Origin of the sequence: Paraburkholderia sp. RL17-347-BIC-D (genome assembly GCF_046027915.1) — a bacterium.
Lineage (GTDB): Bacteria > Pseudomonadota > Gammaproteobacteria > Burkholderiales > Burkholderiaceae > Paraburkholderia.
The window spans coordinates 454,169-472,612 of record NZ_JARESS010000002.1 but is presented as its reverse complement, the minus strand read 5'-3'; the positions used below and the strand labels follow the sequence as shown (position 1 = coordinate 472,612).

The window sequence follows — 18,444 nt, the reverse complement described above, 5'->3', positions numbered from 1 at the left end:
AGCGGGTGGACTCGCCGGCCGTGGCACATGCTGCCGTGCAGGCAGCCGTCGCAGAGGCCCGCCGGCGGTTGCCTGCCCTGCCGCTCTTCGCGGGCGGTAGGTCGTTCGGCGGCCGCATGACGTCCCAGGCCCAAGCCATCTCCCCGCTGGACGGCGTGCGTGGCCTCGCTTTCGTCGCGTTCCCGCTGCACCCGGCGGGCGCGCCCGGCGTGGAGCGGGCACGGCACCTGGCGGACGTCACGGTGCCGATTCTCTTCCTGCAGGGCACGCGCGACAAGCTGGCCGAGCTTCACCTGCTGAGGTCGGTCGTCGGGACGCTGGGGTCACGCGCCACGCTGCATGTGGTGGACGACGCAGATCATTCGTTCCACGTGCGCGCGTCCTCCGGCCGGACCGACGTGGAGGTTGTGCTCGAACTGGCACGGACGATGTCGGCGTGGTTCTTCGCCGAAGGAGAGTTCGTGCCCGTTACCTGAGCAAGCGCAGGAATGCTTGTAGCAGAGTCGGGACGGCGAGCCGGCGAATTCGCCGTGCTGCACTCGCCCGCTCAATCCCTTTGCTATCCGGAGTTGGTCTCTGGCATAGCCACGATAAGCGACACCTGTCGCGTCAGCGACGTGTTCCCAGTGCCGAGTGAGTGAATTTGTCAGATCCACTTGCGGTGATCCGCCCCGGAAATCGCGTAGGGCATCTGCTTTGATTTGGCCGACAGGCCTCCGGCGTCGGTGTCGATCCGTGAGTGACCGCTTAGGGGTGCGGGCGGCGCCAGACTGGCGGAGCGTCGAACGACACGCATTGGCCGGTCACTGCCCGACGCGGTCGCCCGAAATCGACTGCGGATTCAACCGGTCGATGCAACGATTTGCTGGAATCGCTCAGCTGGTGTATCGAAGTTTAGAGTTTTCCTTGGACGTTCGTTGAGCCGCCTGGCGACGGCATTGAGTTTTGCCTGCGAATACACAGAGAGATCGATTCCTTTAGGGAAATACTGTCGCAGGAGCCCGTTGGTGTTTTCTTTCGAGCCACGTTGCCACGGATTGTGCGGATCGCAGAAGTAGACCTTGATGTCGGTCGCCACGGTGAAACGCTTATGGTCAGCCATCTCCTTGCCCCGGTCCCAGGTCAGCGATTTGTACAGTTCGTCGGGAAGCTTGCCAGCGTGCCTGATCAGCGCGTTGATGACGGTTTCTGTATCCTTGCCGTCGATTTTCACCAGCATCACAAACCGGGTTTGACGTTCGACCAGAGTCGCTATCTGGCTGTTTGCGCTGCCAAACACCAGATCACCTTCCCAGTGGCCCGGTATCGCGCGATCCTCCGCGGTGGCAGGGCGTTCGCTGATCGATACGGCATCGCAGATTCTGCCGCGCTCCTCCGTTTTCGCCGTGTAATGGCGTGAACGGCGCATGGCTCGAGGACGCCGCAAATGCTCCAGCAGTTCCTTTTTTAGTGCGCCACGAGCCTGTATATAGAGGCTCCGATAGATCGTCTCGTGTGACACCAGATAATCCCTGTTAACCGCATACGCCTGCTTGAGCCAACCCGCAATCTGCTCAGGCGACCACTGTAACTGCAGCTTGCTTGCGACGACCTGAGCGAGCGTCCGGTTCCAGACGAGCTTGCATTCCTTTGGGCGCCGCGCTCGATCCCAGGCAAGCCGGTCCGCCTGACTCGCCCGATAACCCTGACTTCCGCCATTTCGTCTGATCTCCCGACTAACGGAGGACGCAGCGCGTCCAAGTCGCGTGGCGACAGTGCGGATCGATTCACCTGCTGCCATTGAGCGCGAGATCTCCTCGCGCTCGGCAAGGGTCAGCGCCAGCCTTGATCGGTGACGCGGTGCAGGTTGAATGCCTCCAGTCTGCGCCAGAACTCCCTGCACTGATGAGTGGTTGCGATTGAACAGTTGGGCGATCTGATGAAGCGTATCGCCTTTGCGCCAGCGCTCCCACATCAGCGCCTTCTGGCTCTCGCTGTAATAGATCCGGGGTCTCTGTTTCATCTGCAACACTCCTGCTGTTCATACAGCTTCTATTGTGTTGCATCGACCGGTTGAATCCGCAATCCAAAGCCGACGTTCGGCGATTGGTAGCGGTGCGTCGGCAGAAGGTTGGTTGCTGCCGTTCGCAGATCGGTGTTGGCGAATGGCAGTTCTCACTGTCAATTAATGAGTCTTCTCAACCGGGGTGGCAGGCATTTGCCGACCCGAGCCATGCGTTTAAGGCGCAGGAAGCGAAGGGCTGTTTTCAAGTCAGGCGCGTCCAAGCCCAGCAACTCCGTTAGCCATCGGCACGCCGCCTCGAACACGGGCTTTCGCTCTCATCTCAGAAGATCGTGCTGAAGAGTGCACCTATAGACTCTGCGAATGGCCAACTAAACATTCCGGCTGCGAGCGTCTCATAAGAAGGAACGCGTCCTGAAGTTGCACCGCACCCTTTCAACATGTCCTCGCAAAGTTGCCACATCACACCACCTACAAGTATCGTTGCGGCGAAGTACAGCAATTGCAGCGTCTCGGCTGGCTTTTTATGGAGAATAAAAGCCGCCACTTTGCCGAAACAAGCCAAGCCCCACGCGAGTGCCAATGGAAGCGGAATGACGTCACCGGGAGACGGCTTCATTCCGAACAACCAAACGATGCCTGTCATGGTCGATACGATTATCAACTCCCAACTGTACTTGGCCGTCAAGTTTGCAGGCAAAATGCTTAAAGCGTCGTAGATCCTGAAGCTGATGGGCTGGGCAAACGTCTTGTGGCCTCCTACCAGCTTAATAGTTTTGCTAACATGCATCGCCGGTCCGAAAAGCACCTTCCCCGAAAGCATGATCGTGACTGCAGCAAACAGGGTCTCCCATGAAAAGAAATGCACCGGACGTAACGAACAGTATTGCGGATTGAACTTCACAGCGCCCATCAGCAGCATGGTCCAAAAGAGGCCGCCAGCACCAAAAATCTTGAAGGTCGGATCTCGAGAAGGTTTGCTGGCCACGCCGATGCCGTACCAGCGGTTGCCGATGTAGAACACCGCTTCACGCTTTGGATCTGCCGCGAGAACACAGAAAAAGAGATAAGACGAGACACAAGCGGTCACGTTCCATGCGATTGGTGCGCTTGACATTTGAGGGATGGAGTGCCTTTAGACAGTGGTGTCGCGCGTACGAGACGTCATCCACGCTTCTCCGGCGGCCACGGCAAACTCCCATAGAGACTAGATGAAGCCGGCCTTGAGCAAGAGACGCGCAATCTCGTGCCAAGCCATTTCGTTCCTCCGCTGGGTGATGCCGTTATTGTGCTCTCATCAAGCTCAAACGGAGTAGTAGCTGAACTTGCCATGCAAAGAAAAAAATGGCGCTACAAATTAGTCGCCTGTTCAGATTCTGAAGCGGCTCTTCGACCGAACTGCGGCACCTCTCACAGCAGGTAGCGCAGGTACAGCGCCCGCAACGCTTCGGTGCTGGTTACCGCCTAAAACGTCCATTCCGGCCTAATACGCGATGCGTATGATTGACAGGTGGGGGGCCGTTGTCTGGCCAAACAGGACGTTCGTATGTCCGCATGGCCGCACAGGTGAACGGCCACGATTGGCCGACTGCTGCCCGATGCGGTCGATAAAAGCCGACCCCGAAGCGGACATCGCTCGCTTGCTAAATGCAGGCAAAGTAGGACGGTTTTCGAAAAGCGAAAACGCGCAGACTGATCTGCGCGCTTCAATGCATTGCAACTACAGAACACCCGCGGTCTAAAGCAAGGCCCGTTTACGTTTCAATGCTTTCAGTCTAGGCCGGAGGCGGCTTGTGATTAAGCTCTTGCAGAACAATTGAAAGTTGTCGGAGGTACAAACCCTTGGTGTAAAAAAACGGCGCTCGGCGACAACGACCCGAAAACCGCCGCTTGCCGGCGCAGGTGTCGACGATCAGCTTCAGCCCCGGCGCCGTTCAGACGTCCGGGCGAACGACTCTCCATGGCCGCACTGAGCCGCACGTTGACCGACTCAGGACGGCCCTTGTCTGCCTATCCGAGCGTCTCGTCCGCAGTGCCCGCTTCCAAAGTCTAACGGACATCCAGCCACGCTGATCGACTCCCTGCTCATCGTCCTTTTCGGTCATTGAACCATTCACGCCGATGGCGTTGAAAGCACCACGTGGCTTTCACACATGCGTGCTGTCTGCAGGTCGACCGTCACTGATTGGTCAGGCCACGCGGTCCATGCGGCCACTCCCGCCGAGCCTATTGAAGTCCTCAATATCCTCATCAGTCTTTTCGATGTCCTTGGCTGTGAGACGGCGAAACCGCCTGTAAAAAGCGCGGAGTAGGAAGGCACGTACCACTTTGTGAGTAAAGCATTTCCCTGCCCTTGCTGCAAAAATATGCCAGCTTTTTCAAGAAGCCATCGTGGCTTGCGACGGAAAGGCATTTGTCAGGGTTCGTCCTGATGCGTGCATCGCCGCGCGCTGCACTAATCTTCATCGACTAACCGCGTCACTGAGGCGCGCGTCCATCCCGCCGTCCGACCGGCCCGATCACGAGCGCGACCCTGCGACGGCAACACGACGAGGTGAAGAATGGCCACCGCAAAGAGAAAGGCACCTGCGCAGGACGATCTGCTGATGGGCCCGGTGCTCGGCCTGCGGGCCGCGACGCCCGATGCGCCGGCGGTGTGGCGTGTCACGGCGCTGATCGTCATTCGCGCTGACGCCGTGCCGCCAAAGCTCACGGTCAACGGCAAGGCCGATCCGAGCGTGCCGCGCCCGCTGCGGAAAACAAACGACGTGCAGGTGCTGCGCTACGCGATCCCGGTCAAGCAACTGGCTAAAGAGCAGGTCGTCACGTATTCGTTCGGTGGCACGGCAACGTGGCGCTTTCCTGTTCCCGCAGTCGACGAGGCACCGCGCTTCAATTACGTGTCGTGCAACGGATTTTCGTCGGCGAACGCGATCAAGGATCTGCAACACGGCGCGCAGAATGTCTGGTCCGACCTGATTACAAATCACGACGGCGCGCTGCTCAAGGCACACGAGCGCGACTGGGACGAGCATCAGGCATGGGTTAATTCCGTATTGTTCGACAAAGGCATCCCGCTGCGCTTTCACGCGATGCTGATGGGCGGCGACCAGATCTACATGGATTCGATCTGGGACGACATCGAAGCGCTCAAGAACTGGAGCAATCTGCCGGTCGCGGACCAGCCAGGCTTCGCGGTGGACGCGAAACTGGCCGACGATATCGAGCGCTACTACTTCGAGCTGTATATCAACCGGTGGCGTTATGCGCGCGGCAAGGCGCCGTGGCCTGTGAATGCGTATGACGGCACACTCGATGTCGCGTGCGCGCTCGCGACGATCCCCACGCTGATCATGTGGGACGACCACGATATTTTTGACGGCTGGGGTTCCTACAGTCCGGAACTGCAGGCGAGCCCCGTATTTCGCGCACTGTTCGAGGCGGCACGCCGGAACTTCTGGGTATACCAGTTGCAGATGCCCGATGAACTGCTGCCGCCGCTGGCGCTTCCGGATCATCCGACGCGACTTCCGCGCTTCGATCCGATCGACTGGAACAAGGTAATGAAGGAAGACCCGTACGCTCCGCTGTTTTTGCCGCAGCAGCCCGGGTTTTCGCATGCGGGAGTTTTCGGATCGCTCGCTCTACTCGTGCCGGATCTGCGCACTGAACGCTCACAAATGCAGGTGATCGGTGGCGCGACGTGGGACGCGATGACGCAATGGCTCAAGACGCTACCCGATGCGGTCGAGCATCTGCTGTTCATCAGCAGCGTGCCGATTGCACATCCGAAGATCCGCCTCGCCGAAGCGATCTTCAGCGTCGGTATGTCGCACGAAAGCGTCACAAAAGGTTTGTCCGACGACGTCCGCGATCACTGGTCCAACGACGATCATGAAGGCCAGCGCAAACGTCTCGTTCGAAACTTGATCACCTTTGCGGACGGCCCGCGCAAGCGTCGCGTGACGATGGTGTCCGGCGACGTTCATGTGGCCGCGTGGGGCGTGATTGAAGCGAACGATGCGACCACGAACAACGCGCGCAGACTCAATCAGCTCACGAGTTCGGCGGTCGTTCATCCGGCGCCTTCGGGCGTCGCGGATTGCTTCTTTCTGTCCTACATGGAGCACAAAGCGAAAGCCGGCGAGGTGGTCGACTCCGAGCATCGGCTGCAGATGATGGAACTGCCCGGCGCGGGAACGCGTCTCGCGCCGCGCCGGAACTGGCTTGCGATCGAACTCGACGAGCCGACGAAATGCCTGTGGGCGACGTGGCGACTCGAGCGGGACAAAGGGTTTTCGAGCCACATGCTGGCGGTCCATCCCGCGCGCTCCGCTGCGGCCGACGGCGGCGGATGAAGTTGCGCTCTCTTGGCTCAAGGCGCCGGACTATACGGGCGCCGGACGACGGCAGTCGGCCGGTACTGTTGAAAAAGTCGCTTCCTGGCTTTTGCAATCAGCTACCGAAAAAATCGACCGCTCAGAACCATACGCTTTACAAGAGAGCAGACGTTGAGTCGGCCTTGCTATAACTGAACGCAACAGGTCCAGGTTCGGCCCCTCAACGGTCAGTCGCCACTGAGCGCTTGCGAAGGCGGCTTGCAAGGTACAACGGCTGTTCGCATTTCTAGTTCGTCCAGCATGTCATGGACGTTAGCTGAAGTTTCGGCGTCCTCGATCCTGATGCAGCTTGAGGTCGCTTCTTACATTCGCGGGTCATTAACCGAGACTGCAAGGGTGAACTACAAGCTAAGCGTACTTTCGATCACGGCAGCTTCCGGGCGCAGTGACCAAGGGTCGCAGGGAATTACTTCAGGCGGAGTTCGTAAGCGCGCTCGTGAGTCCCCGCACCCGCGTCGATCGACTGAACGACATCCTCACCCGAAAGATGGAAGCGACGGTCAGGTGGGTGGCCGTGATCTGCCTTCAAGACAGGAAAACCGATATTTTCACGCCGAGCCGTGTCCTGTCGCTCTTCACGACGTGGTTTGTTGCTTGGATCTTGTCGACGTGTCTGATCTTACCGGCATGCTCGGCCCAGACATCGCAATCCGCGGCGAGCGGCGTGCAGACACCCGCAACCTTATCAATGCCGGCCGCAGACCAGATGCTGAAAACGGAAGAGCATACCGTTACGGCGTTAGCAAACATGTATACCGTGGCAACTTGGATTGCCGGTATCGTGGTGCTCGTGTTCGGCTACATTGGCTTCCGCTCTTATAAAGACTTTACCGAAAAGCTGAATCAGGCTCAGATTGACTTCAACAGGATCAAGTCGGACAGCGAAGCGGAAGTTAAGAAGCTGAGCGACGAGCTATCCAAAGCGGTGGAACAACGGATCGCCTTACGAAGGGAACATGCTGAACGTATCGCCTCACTTGAGGAAGCCCGGATTCTACAAATCGACGAACTTGAAAAGCAAAAAGAATTTTTAAACGAAAGAATCATTGATGCACTTGATCTAGGTGAAAAAGTAAAAATCATCGAGCACGAATTTGCAAAAATCGTGAGAGCACCCAAGCTGGAACAGCCTGATGTCACCAAGAAATTGAAGGGCATTTTGCTTTTCAACCTCGACGAAGCGCGAAAACATTCCAGAAAGCTTGGACATACACGGCTCGAAAGTTGGGTGGAAGCCGTCCACGGCAGACTTCACCTGTATCAGGGTGCATGGGAAGACGCTCGAAGCGCAATGCTCAAGGCCGAAGATTTGGACGTTGGCCGGAAAATTCGTAGTCCCGCTAGATCATTCAATCTTGCTTGCCTTTATGGGGATTGGTTCAAGGCTGATGTGAACAGCCAAGCCAGACATGATTTTGAGGCAATGCGCTGGTGCAATGAAACTGTCTCCCGCGCGATACATAATCCAGATACTTCTCACGGGCGCGGACATTGGGCGAATCTCCTGCTAACCGACCCCGAACTAGATGCCGTGCGCGCAAAATATCCTGTTCAATTTGAAGAAATGGTAGGGGAGCTGACTTCCGAACTATGAGCCAACATACTACTGCTGGTTGAATAGCACATCTTCAGCTGTCGCGTGACCGGGGCAGACACGGCCGTTCTATGGGCGAAGCAGACATCTGAATGGCGCATCGCGCCATCGGACGAGCGGCAGGTGCTCACTGCCCGGTGCCCCGCGCGCCTGAATTCCCAAGTGCACATCGCACAGAAGACCGAACTCGACCCTCAACTGCCGGTCAGCTGCGGGCCGCCAATGTCTGAAAGGCGGAAGTGAGCAGCCGGGCGTGGTCCGTCCGCCGCTGACCAAATTGGCAAAGGCGGGCTACTTCACGATTTTTCGCACGCCTCTACTCCCACGATAAATGCGACCGTGCATCCGCTAAAGCGCGCGGATTATCAGTGGAATTTACGGGAAGCGCAATGACCGAACTTCCTCACAGGCCCCATCTATGCCTGGGAAGAGCGACCCCGCTGTGATACCCATCAAGCGTAAGTCGGAGAGAGCCGCCGATGCTTCAGATACCGGTATGTCGAACGCCTCAAGGAAAGAGCGGTTGAATCTCTTCTCACAAAGCGCGATGTAGCTCTCCATGTCGTCAACACTGGTCACGCTCGACAGCGCTTGTTGAGGAATAGCGCGCGGATTGTTCTGAGTCTGAAATTCGAGAAACGAGAGATTGCTCCGCGGTGTTGCCAGCATCGGAATTGATTCGATAGTGCTGGTCCACGCTTCATGGTCGAATTTGTATATTCTCACGTGGCCGTCCTTGCCTCCTCCGGCAACGCGGCCGTGTCGCCTGAACGCGAAAAAGGCGGCGACGAACGGGGAAAACGACCAGTCCAAAAGCGGCGTAGGGTAACCGTGGTGCTGTAGCAAGTGGAGAAATGCGCCACGACCCTCGTTTGAGACTATGTCCAACGGCTGAGATAGTGCCCCGCTTAGCCTTCGATACATCATCGTCACATCTTGCTGCGTATAGCGGTAGAGTTCTGCTCGCCCTTCCCTGTGAAAAAGGGATCGTAGTGGCCAGCGCGAATCGGATTGCCCCCTGAAGATATGCTTGCGATATGGCATCCTGAAGAACTCATCCTTGATGCTCTGCCAACTAAGGACGGGCGCCTTGAGCGTGCTCTCTTGGCCCGTGCCCATTCGACGAACGACAGCGTGCCCGGTGTCTCCCAAGTCGGTCGTGTACGACAGGCGCATGCGATCGTGGTGCCAGTCGCCCTCGATGTAGACTCGACGCGTTGCCGACTGCGGTGTCTTTGTGACTTGCGAGAGATACAGGCTACTGTCGATAAACGGAAATGGAACATCCACCTGCCCCGTATAGGCCAGCAACGCTCCTTCGGTAGCGAACGGGTTCTCGTGCGCCGCAACGCGAATGTGAACGGCGCTACATAGATGTGGTGGATTGATCGGCCAATTAAATATCAGCCCCTCGTAGGTTTCGCCAACGCGACCAGATTGACGATGAGATTACCGTCGTTACCGTGCGCGGTAGCGTACTTGGTACCCAGCCATTGTCCGTTCATTTCTCTTTTCGCTCAGTGTCGGCACGTCGATTCTAATGGCACTCACGCTCGAAACGGTCTGTTCGCCGGTTCGACAACGCTTGATACGGCCCTGACTGTTATTTATCTTCGACTTGCGACCGCCTGCCGAACGGCAGGTGGGCGCTCGTGGGCGGCCACTCGCAAACCGCGCGTGAGCGGCGGAGTATCGCCGACCACTGCCGATGCGGTCGATAGAAGTCGACCCGGAAGCGGACATCGCTCGGAGCTAAATGCAGGCACAGTAGGACGGTTTTCGAAAAAGCGAAAACGCGCAGATTGATCTGCGCGCTTCGATGCAGCCGGAGGCGGCTTGTGATTAAGCTCTCGCAGAACATTTGAGAGTTATCGGAATAGGTATAAACCCTATGTATTTCAAAGGTCCTCGGCGTTAACGCCCCGAAGGCCGCCGCTTGCCCGCGCAGGTGTCGACGACCAGCTTCAGCCACGGCGCCCCTCAGACGTCCGGGCGACGGCGGGGGCGAACGACTCTCTTCATGGCCCGCGCGGGCCCAGCGGCAACCGGCTCAGGTCGGTTAGGGTGATTCGAGCCTGCCCACACGCGCCGCGACACATGCACCGCCGTGTGAATGAGGGCAGACGTCGATAACCCTAACCGAGAGTGCGAGTTTGCAAATGCGGGAAGCCGCCGTCCAGCTGCTCAATGCCGCCACCGTCAGTAATCCGCCGGATTGCCGACGTAGAATCAAGTCCGGTCCAGTGACCACAAAAGTTGCTGATGCCATACCACCATCAATAATTGCGCTCCCGACTTTATGCAGGCGACATCTTTGTAGACGCTCATCTCGCGCTTCCGTGATCGTGCAAAGTGGGCGTCAGCCGCATCTGGTACCCACGATAGATTGCGCATCGACATCGATCGCCGCCTTCTCTTTCCGCCGGGCCCTGCATAGTGCGAATTGACTTGCGGCGATGGATCTCGACGAACCCGTCGACTGGCGGCGTGACGACGACAACCTGCCAGCCGTGTACCTGTTCGTGCGCGCACTGGTGCTGGCCGACGCTGCCAATGTGGCCACCCAGGACTAATGCGCCGATGGCGCATTCGAATCTGGCCGTCTAATTCGTCCGTTGACGCAGACCACCAAAGCCCATCGTCCAATCTTCGGGAGTCTGGCCAATGGCCGAATTGCGGCTAGCAGGTTCAGCGTCGCTCTCTGCGGATGAGGCGAAGCAGCGCAACACCGCTCTGCGCATCCAAGCCCGACGCGGGAACAGTTTCCCCGCTCGACCTGTTCAGCTACAGCCTGGTGGCCGATCGCTCCCAATGTACGATGTGCGTCCACCAGGTCTTGGTTGACTTGCTTCTGAACACGTGTCCAGTTGTCATCATCTGCGACTTGCCCAGCGCCTGCACTGTGCAGCGCACCCGTGTCAGCGCGGGATCAATAGTCTATCCGACGGTCAAAGCACCGAACTGCCCCTCCCCCATTTTCGCGGATTCCAAGTTTCAGGACGGCTGGAAATGTTCCGGCTAATGACGTCTCATAATCGTCCACTTGAGAAAGCCTCTTGGGACGAATTTGCGCAACTTTGCGTATCTACATTGTAGGCGTGGGGCTGCAACCACCATTTGTCCAGTCGTTCAGGCCGACCGTTTGCTGCTGAATGGGTAGGGAGACTCAGCAAGACACCGCTGTCCATTTTCAACAGAACAGGTTTTGTTTGTCTATTGCGAGAAGAAGTGTGCGACGTCTAGGTCAGATTTATTTTTCGAGCCCCAAACTCAATTCAAACCATATTCGTTAATAATCAATATGTTACAAGGTTAATCTATAACAGGTTTCGTTTGCACGTCACCAGCATGAACTCCTCAAATTCCCCCCACTCGTCGGCACTCGGCCGTGTTCTTGCGACGGTCAGTGTCGGCTTCGTCGTCACGCAACTCGACGTGACCATCGTCAACATCGCGTTGCCGAAAATCGGTGCGGATCTGCATGCTAATGTCGCGGGCCTGCAATGGGTCGTCGACGCCTACACGCTCGCGTTCGCCGTGCTGATGCTGTCAGCCGGCGCGCTCGGCGACCGCTTCGGCGCGCGACGCCTGTACGCGGCCGGCATCGTGCTGTTCGCGCTTGCGTCGCTCGCCTGCGGCCTCGCGCTCGACGCGACCACGCTGGTCGCCGCGCGCGCAGTGCAAGGCATCGGCGCCGCCGCCATGCTGCCGAACTCGCTGGCGCTGCTCAATCAGTCGTACGGACACGATCCCAAACTGCGGGCTCGCGCAGTCGGTCTGTGGACCGCGGCGGGCGCGATTGCGATCGCGGCGGGGCCAGTGGCCGGCGGCCTGCTGATCGCGGCGTTCGGCTGGCGCAGCATCTTTCTCGTCAATCTGCCGATTTGCGCCGCCGGCTTTCTGGCCACCCTGCTTTGGGTGCGACGGCCCGAGGCCACGACGCGTCAAGGCCCGCAAGCGGCGGCAGCCGCTCGTTCCGACACGAAGCCGCGCGGCATCGATCTGAGTGGCCAGTGTCTGGCCATCGTCGCGCTGACCGCGTTCGTCGCCGCTGTGATCGAATGGCGGCCGCTGGGGCTCGGTCACCCGCTCGTGGCCGGCGGCTTCGTGCTGGCGCTCATCGCAGCGGGCGCCTTTATCGTGGTGGAATCGCGCGTCGCGGCGCCGATGCTGCCGCTCTCGCTCTTCAGCAAGCGCTCGTTCAGCGTGGCGGTGCTGTTCGGCATCTGCGTGAATCTGACCTACTACGGCATGGTGTTCGTGCTGAGCCTGTATTTGCAGCGCGTGCGCGGCTATACGCCGTTGCAGGCGGGCCTTGCCTTCCTGCCGCTGACGGGCGGCTTTCTGCTGTCGAACGTGGCGAGCGGCTGGGTGGTCGGCCGCTTCGGCGTGCGCGTGCCGATGATCGCGGGCGCGATCACGGCCGGGCTCGGCTATGGCCTGTTGCATTTCGTCGACGCCGGCACGCCGCTCATCGGTCTGCTGCTGCCGTTCCTGCTGATTCCGTCCGGCATGGGCCTCGCGGTCCCGGCGATGACCACGGCCGTGCTCGCCTCGACGGATGCGGCGCGGGCCGGCACGGCGTCCGCCGTGTTGAATACCGCCCGGCAGGCAGGGGGCGCGGTCGGCGTGGCGGCCTTCGGCGCGTTGGCGAGCGGCGCGGCCGCCACGCAGATCGTCTCGGGCATGCGGGCATCGACTGCCCTCTCGGTCGGCTTGCTGGCGATCGGCGGCGTGCTGAGCTGCTTCGTGCATCCGCAACCGCAGTCGTCGGACTCCGCGCGTCGCCCTGCATGTCGCGAACGGGCCAGCGAATCGCGCTGAGTGCGGCGCCTCCCGATATCGCGCGCACAAAAAATCGACCCCCGCGATGCTTGCGCATGGCGGGGGTGATTACCTGCAGTCCGGCTGTAGCGCGCTACAACCCTGTACTGCGTGGCTTATAGCGACGCTTCCTGGATCGTGCCGGTGTCGATTGCGCGCTCGATCAGCCCTTCGTCTCGCGCTTTGGCGATGGCGTCGGCGATCAGTTTTTCCGGCTCCTCGATCTCGGCCTTGATCGTGCTGATGAACCCGGACGCATCCAGAACCACCAGTGTCTTCGCCGAATCAGCCAGGCTGATGATCACCCGATGCGGCGTGGGCCCTTCACCTAGACTCGCGCACAACTGCATGACGTTGCCGCCAATGGTTTGCTCAAAACTTTGAATCATTATTTGCTCCCTTGGTTACAGCCAGAATCGAAAGCGACCCGCACAGACTACCTCAACTGCCGTGTCAAAGCCCGAGTCCGCCACGCGGCGCTCGCGCACCGTCGATGCTGAGACGCCCCGCGCCCGTCACGAACAACAGTAGGAAACCGCCGGCAATGCCGATGTTCTTCCAGAAATGGATGACCATGTCGCGTTGCAAGGCGGCGTCGGTGACATTCCAGAAATCGTGGCCCAGCACCGCCGTCGCCACCGCGTACACCGCCAGGATCAGCGCGAGCGGGCGCACCTTGAAGCCGACGATCAGCAGCAGACCGCCGAGCGCCTCGACCGCCGTAGCAATCGGCGCGGCGACCTGCACGAACGGCACGCCCTTCGAATGCAGGTAGCCGACAAACCCCGCATAGCCCAGCAGCTTCATCACACCGCCCCACAGGAACAGCACGGCAAGGGCAATACGAGCGATGAGGATAACGCCGGAATCGACGGGACGCGACATGAGGGGCTCCTGTAAATGAATAAGCAGCAGACCCCGCCGGCAGCCCGCAGTTCCCGACTTTGCACCTGACAATAGGCGGTTTGGCCGCCTTTTCCTAGCTCGGACCAGAATGAGCGGCGCGGGACGCGCCGCATGTCGGGAAGGGAAAAGGTGTCCGAGCGATCCGCTCGTTAGCGTCCGCGGTGCATGCCGACGGCGGAATCGCCGCCGTGTTTATGCTTGAGGATACGTTGCGACTTCGATCAGATTGCCGTCCGGATCGCGGCAATACACTGAGGTCATCTTGCCGCGCGCGCCGTCGCGCTCCACCGGTCCGGCCTCGATTTCGACGCCTTGGGCGAGCCAATGCGCCTTGACCTCGGCCGGGCTCGTGGTCGTGACGAAACACAGATCGGCGCTGCCGGGCACCGGCTCGCGGCCAGTGAACCACGCGACGGTATCGGCGGTCGCGGGACGCAGATTGATCTTCTGATTGCCGTAAAACATCGCCACCCGCGTGCCCGTGCGCGACTCGAACTCGGCTCGCCGCATGCCGAGCATACGTGCGTACCACGCCGCGCTGACTTCCACGTCGGCGACGTTCAGAACGAGATGATCGAGACTGTCTATCGAGAAGGTCATGGTTTGCGTCACCCTGATGTCAGGCGATGCGCCGTGGCGGATCAGGCTGATCAGCCGACGGCGGTCAGACGAAAAGTTAGCACGTGCGCGAGATTCGCGTGCGCGGGCCGGCACGTTGCGCGCACGGCATTGCGCCGCGATGGCGCTGACGAAAGTTACGACTGAGGCGCGTCCGGCGCGAGCAGAACGCCCTTCGTGAAGACGAAGCAACCATAGCCGCGCTCTTCACCGGTCGCGATCACGCAATACGCTTTGCGCGCCCGCTCATAAAACGCAAACCGCTCGATCGACGCGAACGGCACATCGCGTCCTTCCGCTGCGTTGATCTCGACCTGTGCCTCGCGCTGCACGGTGGGAATCGTGTGCGGCTCGCCCACCACTTCCATGCGAGACGCGGGATGCTCGATGAACGTGTCCAGCGGCATCACCGACAGCACCGCGCGAATCGCGCGCGGCGCACTCACGCCGTCGAGGCGCAGCACTTTGCCGAGGACACTCTCACGCGCAACCGAGTCGCCGGGAAAATTGGCGTCGCAGATGACGAGTTCGTCGCCATGGCCCATCGCGCGCAGCGCATGCAGTATGTCGGCATTCAGCAGCGGGTCCAGATTCTTCAGCACGGTGTCTCCTTGTAGTCCGATTGGCGGTTGGCCGCCGAGGTTTGGACGTTGGTTATCGGGTCGCGCGAAGCGAGCAGTTCACGCCCGCGTTCGTGTCGGGCCGAAGCAGCAACTGCCCGGCTCGACCAAAGCGTGTCCGCGCGTCGAATCGCATTCCAGCGGACGATTGTAGCAAGCAACGTCGCGGCCATTCGTCGAGGGTGGCGCGTGGCGGCTGCACGTTGCGTTGCCGGAGCGAGTCGTCGGCCGGACGTTTCGCATCGCCGGTAGAGACTCGGCTGCGCCGCACTGCCAGCGCAGCCAGCCGACCACCGCCAGCAGCACGAGACCCGCGCCGCCCAACACCGGCTCGCGCCAGCCCAGCAGCGCGATGAACATGAAGGCACGCGCACCGGCGAGCAGCGCGAAGCCGGCGATTGCGCTGGACAGCGTGTCGACGGCGCCCGACAGGCGCGCCAACGCGATGGCCGTTTGGGGTGCCGTGGCAGCGGCGGGCTCGTGCATGATTGTCTCCGTAAAAAAACGGTGCTCAGGCGCCGTCCGGCACCTGGTCGAGGAAGCCGGTGACGGCCCGCAAGCGTCCATGCGGATCGACCACGCCGAAGTCGGATCCCTTCACGATCGCGTCGCCCGTGGGCGTGGTCAGTTCCCATGCGAAACGCAGCCGGTCGGCAAAGCCGTCGACCTGGCCCGTACGGCGAAACGTGTGATGCGGGAAGCGCTCGTGCACCGCGCGGATCATCGCGTCGATGCCGTCGTGGCCCGCGCCTGCCAGCAGCGGGTCGCGATAGTCGGCGTCGGCGCTCCATGTCGCGGCGATCAACTCGCGACGGCGCGCGCCGTCGGTTTCGTTCCAGGCGTCGAAATAACGGTCGATCAGATCGGTATGCGCGTTCATCTTGAGACTCCTTCGTTGGCATGACTGAGCACTACGCTCGGCAGACAGGTTGTATGCGGCGGGCTCGGAGTGAAGATTGACGGCTTGGGCGCGGTGCGTCGATTACGCGGGAGGTAAGCATTCGCGCGCGTTTCGTTGTCCGTCGAATTGGCCATCCGGCCGAGTCGTCAGCCGCGGCGGCAGCCGCTAACCTCGTGTGGCGAATGGGGCCGCGCGGCGCGGCGCGCGGCATACGACGTACTCGACCGACACGGACACGGGGGCGCTTTTCAATATGGTTTTCACACTTGCAAAACCGTATCCACACGGATACAATTCTCAACAGATCGGTTCACCACCTGTGTACACGGTCAACCGCACCGAGGAATTCGACACCTGGCTTGCACGGCTCGCGGATTTACGAGCGAGGGCAAAGATACTCGTGCGGATCCGGCGTGCGGAACGCGGGCATTTCGGCGACGTGAAATTGCTGGAAGACGGTGTATCCGAGATGTGCATCGACTGCGGACCGGGGTATCGGGTCTACTTCGCGCGTGAAGGGCGCATGGTGTATCTGCTGCTCTGCGGTGGTGACAAGTCCACCCAGCCGGCCGATATCAAGCATGCCAAAACAATGTGGGCAGCAATCAGAGAGGAACTGTCATGAGCAAGATCAAAACCGCGCGGTTCGACGCGTCGGACTACCTCGATAGCGAGGAAGCGATTGCCGAGTATCTCAACGCAGCGCTTGAAGACGGCGACGCCGACGTCCTGCTCGCCGCTATCGCCGACATCGCCAAAGCGCGCGGTATCGCCCGAGTCGCGGCAGACGCCGGACTCGGGCGCGAAAGCCTCTACAAAACGCTCGCGCCCGGTTCGAAACCGCGCATGGACACGGTGTTCAAATTGCTGCGCGCGCTCGGCGTCAAACTCAACGCGGTGCCGGAAGGTGCGGCGGCGGCCTGAATCGCGTTTGCCGTTCTGCCGGTGCCGCAGTTCACCAGTACGTTGGATTGCTTTGCTATCAGACGCGTTTCCGGGGTTTCGTAGGCGTGGCCGGGTGTATTCCGGGGTATTCCATTACCTCCCAGGTAATGGATCGCTGGCGCGGTTTGGCTATCATCGGTGGCATGAACACACTCTCTCTTGCGCAAACCGTCCCGTCGCATGCGCCGGCGGCCAGCCGCACAGTCGGCGATCTGCTGCGTGAATGGCGTCAGCGGCGAAGAATGAGCCAGTTGCTGCTTGCGGCTGAAGCCGATATTTCGACCCGGCATTTGAGCTTCGTCGAATCGGGCCGCGCGGTGCCGAGCCGGGAAATGGTCATGCATCTCGCTGAACGGCTCGACGTGCCGCTGCGAGCACGCAACGCGCTGCTGGTCGCGGCCGGTTACGCGCCGCTGTTCCGGGAGCGTCCACTATCGGATCCGCAATTGGCCGCCGCGCGCGAGGCCGTCGACCTGGTGCTGAAGGGACACGAGCCCTACCCGGCGCTCGCCATCGACCGGCACTGGACCATCATTGCCGCGAACAACGCGCTCGCGCCTCTGCTGACCGGCGCCAGTCCGGAACTGCTGAAGCCGCCGGTCAATGCGCTGCGCCTGAGCTTGCATCCGGAGGGCATCGCGGCGTCGATCGTCAATTGGCATGCCTGGCGCGAGCACATACTGGCTCGGCTGCAGCGGCAAATCGACGTGAGCGGCGACGACACGCTGAGCGCGCTGCGCGAGGAGCTGGCCACCTATCCCGCGCCGCCGGACGCGGAAGCGGCCGAGCACGACAACGCCGCCGTCAATCAGATCGCGGTGCCGCTGCGGCTGCGCACGCCGATCGGCGTGCTGTCGTTTTTCAGCACGACCACGGTGTTCGGCACACCGGTGGACGTGACACTCTCGGAGCTCGCCATTGAGGCTTTCTTTCCGGCCGATCAGCAAACCGCGGCGGCACTGCGCGAATTCGGCGAAAGCCAACGCGCCGAGGCAGCACGCCAACCGTAGCCCGACAGTAGAAGACGAGGCACACTCCTGCATCGAACCTTTGTCCTTTCACTCGCTGATTTACGCGGAGAGATGCACTTGAACGACAACGCCGTACTCGTACGCCAACTCGGTCCGAATGACCGCGACGACTACTTCCAGCTTCGCCTGCGTGGGTTGATGGCGCATCCGGATTCGTTCGGCCAGAGTTACGAGGAAGCGCTCGCCAAAGGTGCGTCACAACACGAGGCAATGCTGAAGGGCTCGCGTGCGGCCGAAGGCGATTTTTTGCTCGGCGCTTACGCATCGGCTGGAACACCATTGATCGGCGTGGTCGGCCTGATCCGCAACCCTAGCGAGAAGCAGCGGCACAAGGCCGCGGTGATCGGCATGTATGTCGCCCCGGAAGCCGCGGGCCGCGGCGTTGGGCGCGCGTTGCTCAACGAGTTGCTGGCGCGGGCCTCGCGCGTCGAAGGTCTACGGCAAATCCAGTTGCTGGTCGGCAGCCGCAACGAAGCTGCGAGAAAACTGTACGAGTCGTTCGGCTTTCGCAGATATGGCTGCGAGGTCGGCGCGCTGAATGTGGGCGGTGTGTTTCATGATGCGGATCTGATGGCGCTGTTTATCTAGTCGATACTGGGCGCG

17 protein-coding genes and 1 pseudogene are annotated in these 18,444 nt (G+C 60.5%); 9 read left to right on the top strand and 9 right to left on the bottom strand.

Annotation, left to right across the window (positions count from 1 at the left end; translation table 11 throughout):
* Positions 1 to 476, top strand: a 476-nt coding sequence (locus P0D96_RS05485) for an alpha/beta hydrolase family protein (protein WP_408312308.1), incomplete at its 5' end; no start/stop codon positions are given.
* A gap of 365 nt (positions 477 to 841) precedes the next feature.
* Here the strand turns inward: P0D96_RS05485 and P0D96_RS05480 are convergent.
* Positions 842 to 2,002: an IS30 family transposase gene (locus P0D96_RS05480; protein WP_408312305.1), complete on the bottom strand. Its 1,161-nt coding sequence runs from the start codon at positions 2,000 to 2,002 to the stop codon at positions 842 to 844.
* Positions 2,003 to 2,324: 322 nt separating this feature from the next.
* Positions 2,325 to 3,119: a hypothetical protein gene (locus tag P0D96_RS05475; RefSeq protein ID WP_408312302.1), complete on the bottom strand. Its 795-nt coding sequence runs from the start codon at positions 3,117 to 3,119 to the stop codon at positions 2,325 to 2,327.
* A 1,444-nt stretch (positions 3,120 to 4,563) separates the two neighbouring features.
* Here P0D96_RS05475 and P0D96_RS05470 point away from each other — a divergent pair.
* Positions 4,564 to 6,360, top strand: coding sequence for an alkaline phosphatase D family protein (locus P0D96_RS05470; RefSeq protein ID WP_408312299.1), 1,797 nt, complete (start codon positions 4,564 to 4,566; stop codon positions 6,358 to 6,360).
* Positions 6,361 to 6,838: 478 nt separating this feature from the next.
* Positions 6,839 to 7,996, top strand: a complete 1,158-nt coding sequence (locus tag P0D96_RS05465) for a hypothetical protein (protein WP_408312296.1) — start codon at positions 6,839 to 6,841, stop codon at positions 7,994 to 7,996.
* 375 nt (positions 7,997 to 8,371) lie between these two features.
* Here P0D96_RS05465 and P0D96_RS05460 read toward each other — a convergent pair whose 3' ends face one another.
* Positions 8,372 to 9,307 (bottom strand): FRG domain-containing protein, encoded by a 936-nt coding sequence (locus tag P0D96_RS05460; protein WP_408312293.1) that lies wholly within the window; start codon positions 9,305 to 9,307, stop codon positions 8,372 to 8,374.
* Between the two features lie 1,136 nt (positions 9,308 to 10,443).
* Between P0D96_RS05460 and P0D96_RS05455 the strand changes: the two are divergent.
* Positions 10,444 to 10,569, top strand: a pseudogene (locus P0D96_RS05455) (DUF2471 family protein); the annotation flags it as partial.
* A gap of 775 nt (positions 10,570 to 11,344) precedes the next feature.
* A complete protein-coding gene (locus tag P0D96_RS05450) occupies positions 11,345 to 12,820 on the top strand; it encodes an MFS transporter (RefSeq protein WP_408312290.1) in 1,476 nt (491 codons plus the stop codon).
* A 116-nt stretch (positions 12,821 to 12,936) separates the two neighbouring features.
* On the opposite strand, the gene P0D96_RS05445 is transcribed toward P0D96_RS05450, so the two are convergent.
* The 6 genes from P0D96_RS05445 to P0D96_RS05420 all read right to left on the bottom strand — a co-directional run bounded on the left by P0D96_RS05445 (position 12,937) and on the right by P0D96_RS05420 (position 15,844).
* A complete protein-coding gene (locus P0D96_RS05445) occupies positions 12,937 to 13,209 on the bottom strand; it encodes a hypothetical protein (RefSeq protein WP_408174922.1) in 273 nt (90 codons plus the stop codon).
* Between the two features lie 64 nt (positions 13,210 to 13,273).
* Positions 13,274 to 13,705 carry a DoxX family protein gene (locus P0D96_RS05440; protein ID WP_408174924.1) on the bottom strand — a complete coding sequence of 144 codons (432 nt, stop codon included), beginning with the start codon at positions 13,703 to 13,705 and terminating at the stop codon, positions 13,274 to 13,276.
* 213 nt (positions 13,706 to 13,918) lie between these two features.
* Positions 13,919 to 14,326 carry a VOC family protein gene (locus P0D96_RS05435; protein WP_408312287.1) on the bottom strand — a complete coding sequence of 136 codons (408 nt, stop codon included), beginning with the start codon at positions 14,324 to 14,326 and terminating at the stop codon, positions 13,919 to 13,921.
* Between the two features lie 155 nt (positions 14,327 to 14,481).
* Positions 14,482 to 14,946, bottom strand: a complete 465-nt coding sequence (locus P0D96_RS05430) for an RbsD/FucU family protein (protein WP_132377691.1) — start codon at positions 14,944 to 14,946, stop codon at positions 14,482 to 14,484.
* A gap of 78 nt (positions 14,947 to 15,024) precedes the next feature.
* Positions 15,025 to 15,450, bottom strand: a complete 426-nt coding sequence (locus P0D96_RS05425; RefSeq protein ID WP_408312284.1) for a hypothetical protein — start codon at positions 15,448 to 15,450, stop codon at positions 15,025 to 15,027.
* A gap of 25 nt (positions 15,451 to 15,475) precedes the next feature.
* Positions 15,476 to 15,844 carry a nuclear transport factor 2 family protein gene (locus tag P0D96_RS05420; RefSeq protein WP_408312281.1) on the bottom strand — a complete coding sequence of 123 codons (369 nt, stop codon included), beginning with the start codon at positions 15,842 to 15,844 and terminating at the stop codon, positions 15,476 to 15,478.
* Between the two features lie 274 nt (positions 15,845 to 16,118).
* Between P0D96_RS05420 and P0D96_RS05415 the strand changes: the two genes are divergently transcribed.
* The 4 genes from P0D96_RS05415 to P0D96_RS05400 all read left to right on the top strand — a co-directional run bounded on the left by P0D96_RS05415 (position 16,119) and on the right by P0D96_RS05400 (position 18,429).
* Entirely contained in the window at positions 16,119 to 16,490 is a 372-nt protein-coding gene (locus P0D96_RS05415) for a type II toxin-antitoxin system RelE/ParE family toxin (RefSeq protein WP_408312278.1), read from the top strand.
* On the top strand, positions 16,487 to 16,789 hold the full coding sequence (locus tag P0D96_RS05410; RefSeq protein ID WP_132377695.1) for an addiction module antidote protein: 303 nt from the start codon (positions 16,487 to 16,489) through the stop codon (positions 16,787 to 16,789). The genes P0D96_RS05415 and P0D96_RS05410 overlap by 4 nt, the downstream gene beginning before the upstream one ends.
* Before the next feature lie 164 nt (positions 16,790 to 16,953).
* On the top strand, positions 16,954 to 17,820 hold the full coding sequence (locus P0D96_RS05405) for a helix-turn-helix domain-containing protein (RefSeq protein WP_459252699.1): 867 nt from the start codon (positions 16,954 to 16,956) through the stop codon (positions 17,818 to 17,820).
* A gap of 72 nt (positions 17,821 to 17,892) precedes the next feature.
* Positions 17,893 to 18,429: a GNAT family N-acetyltransferase gene (locus P0D96_RS05400; protein ID WP_408281178.1), complete on the top strand. Its 537-nt coding sequence runs from the start codon at positions 17,893 to 17,895 to the stop codon at positions 18,427 to 18,429.
* Positions 18,430 to 18,444 lie beyond the last annotated feature (15 nt).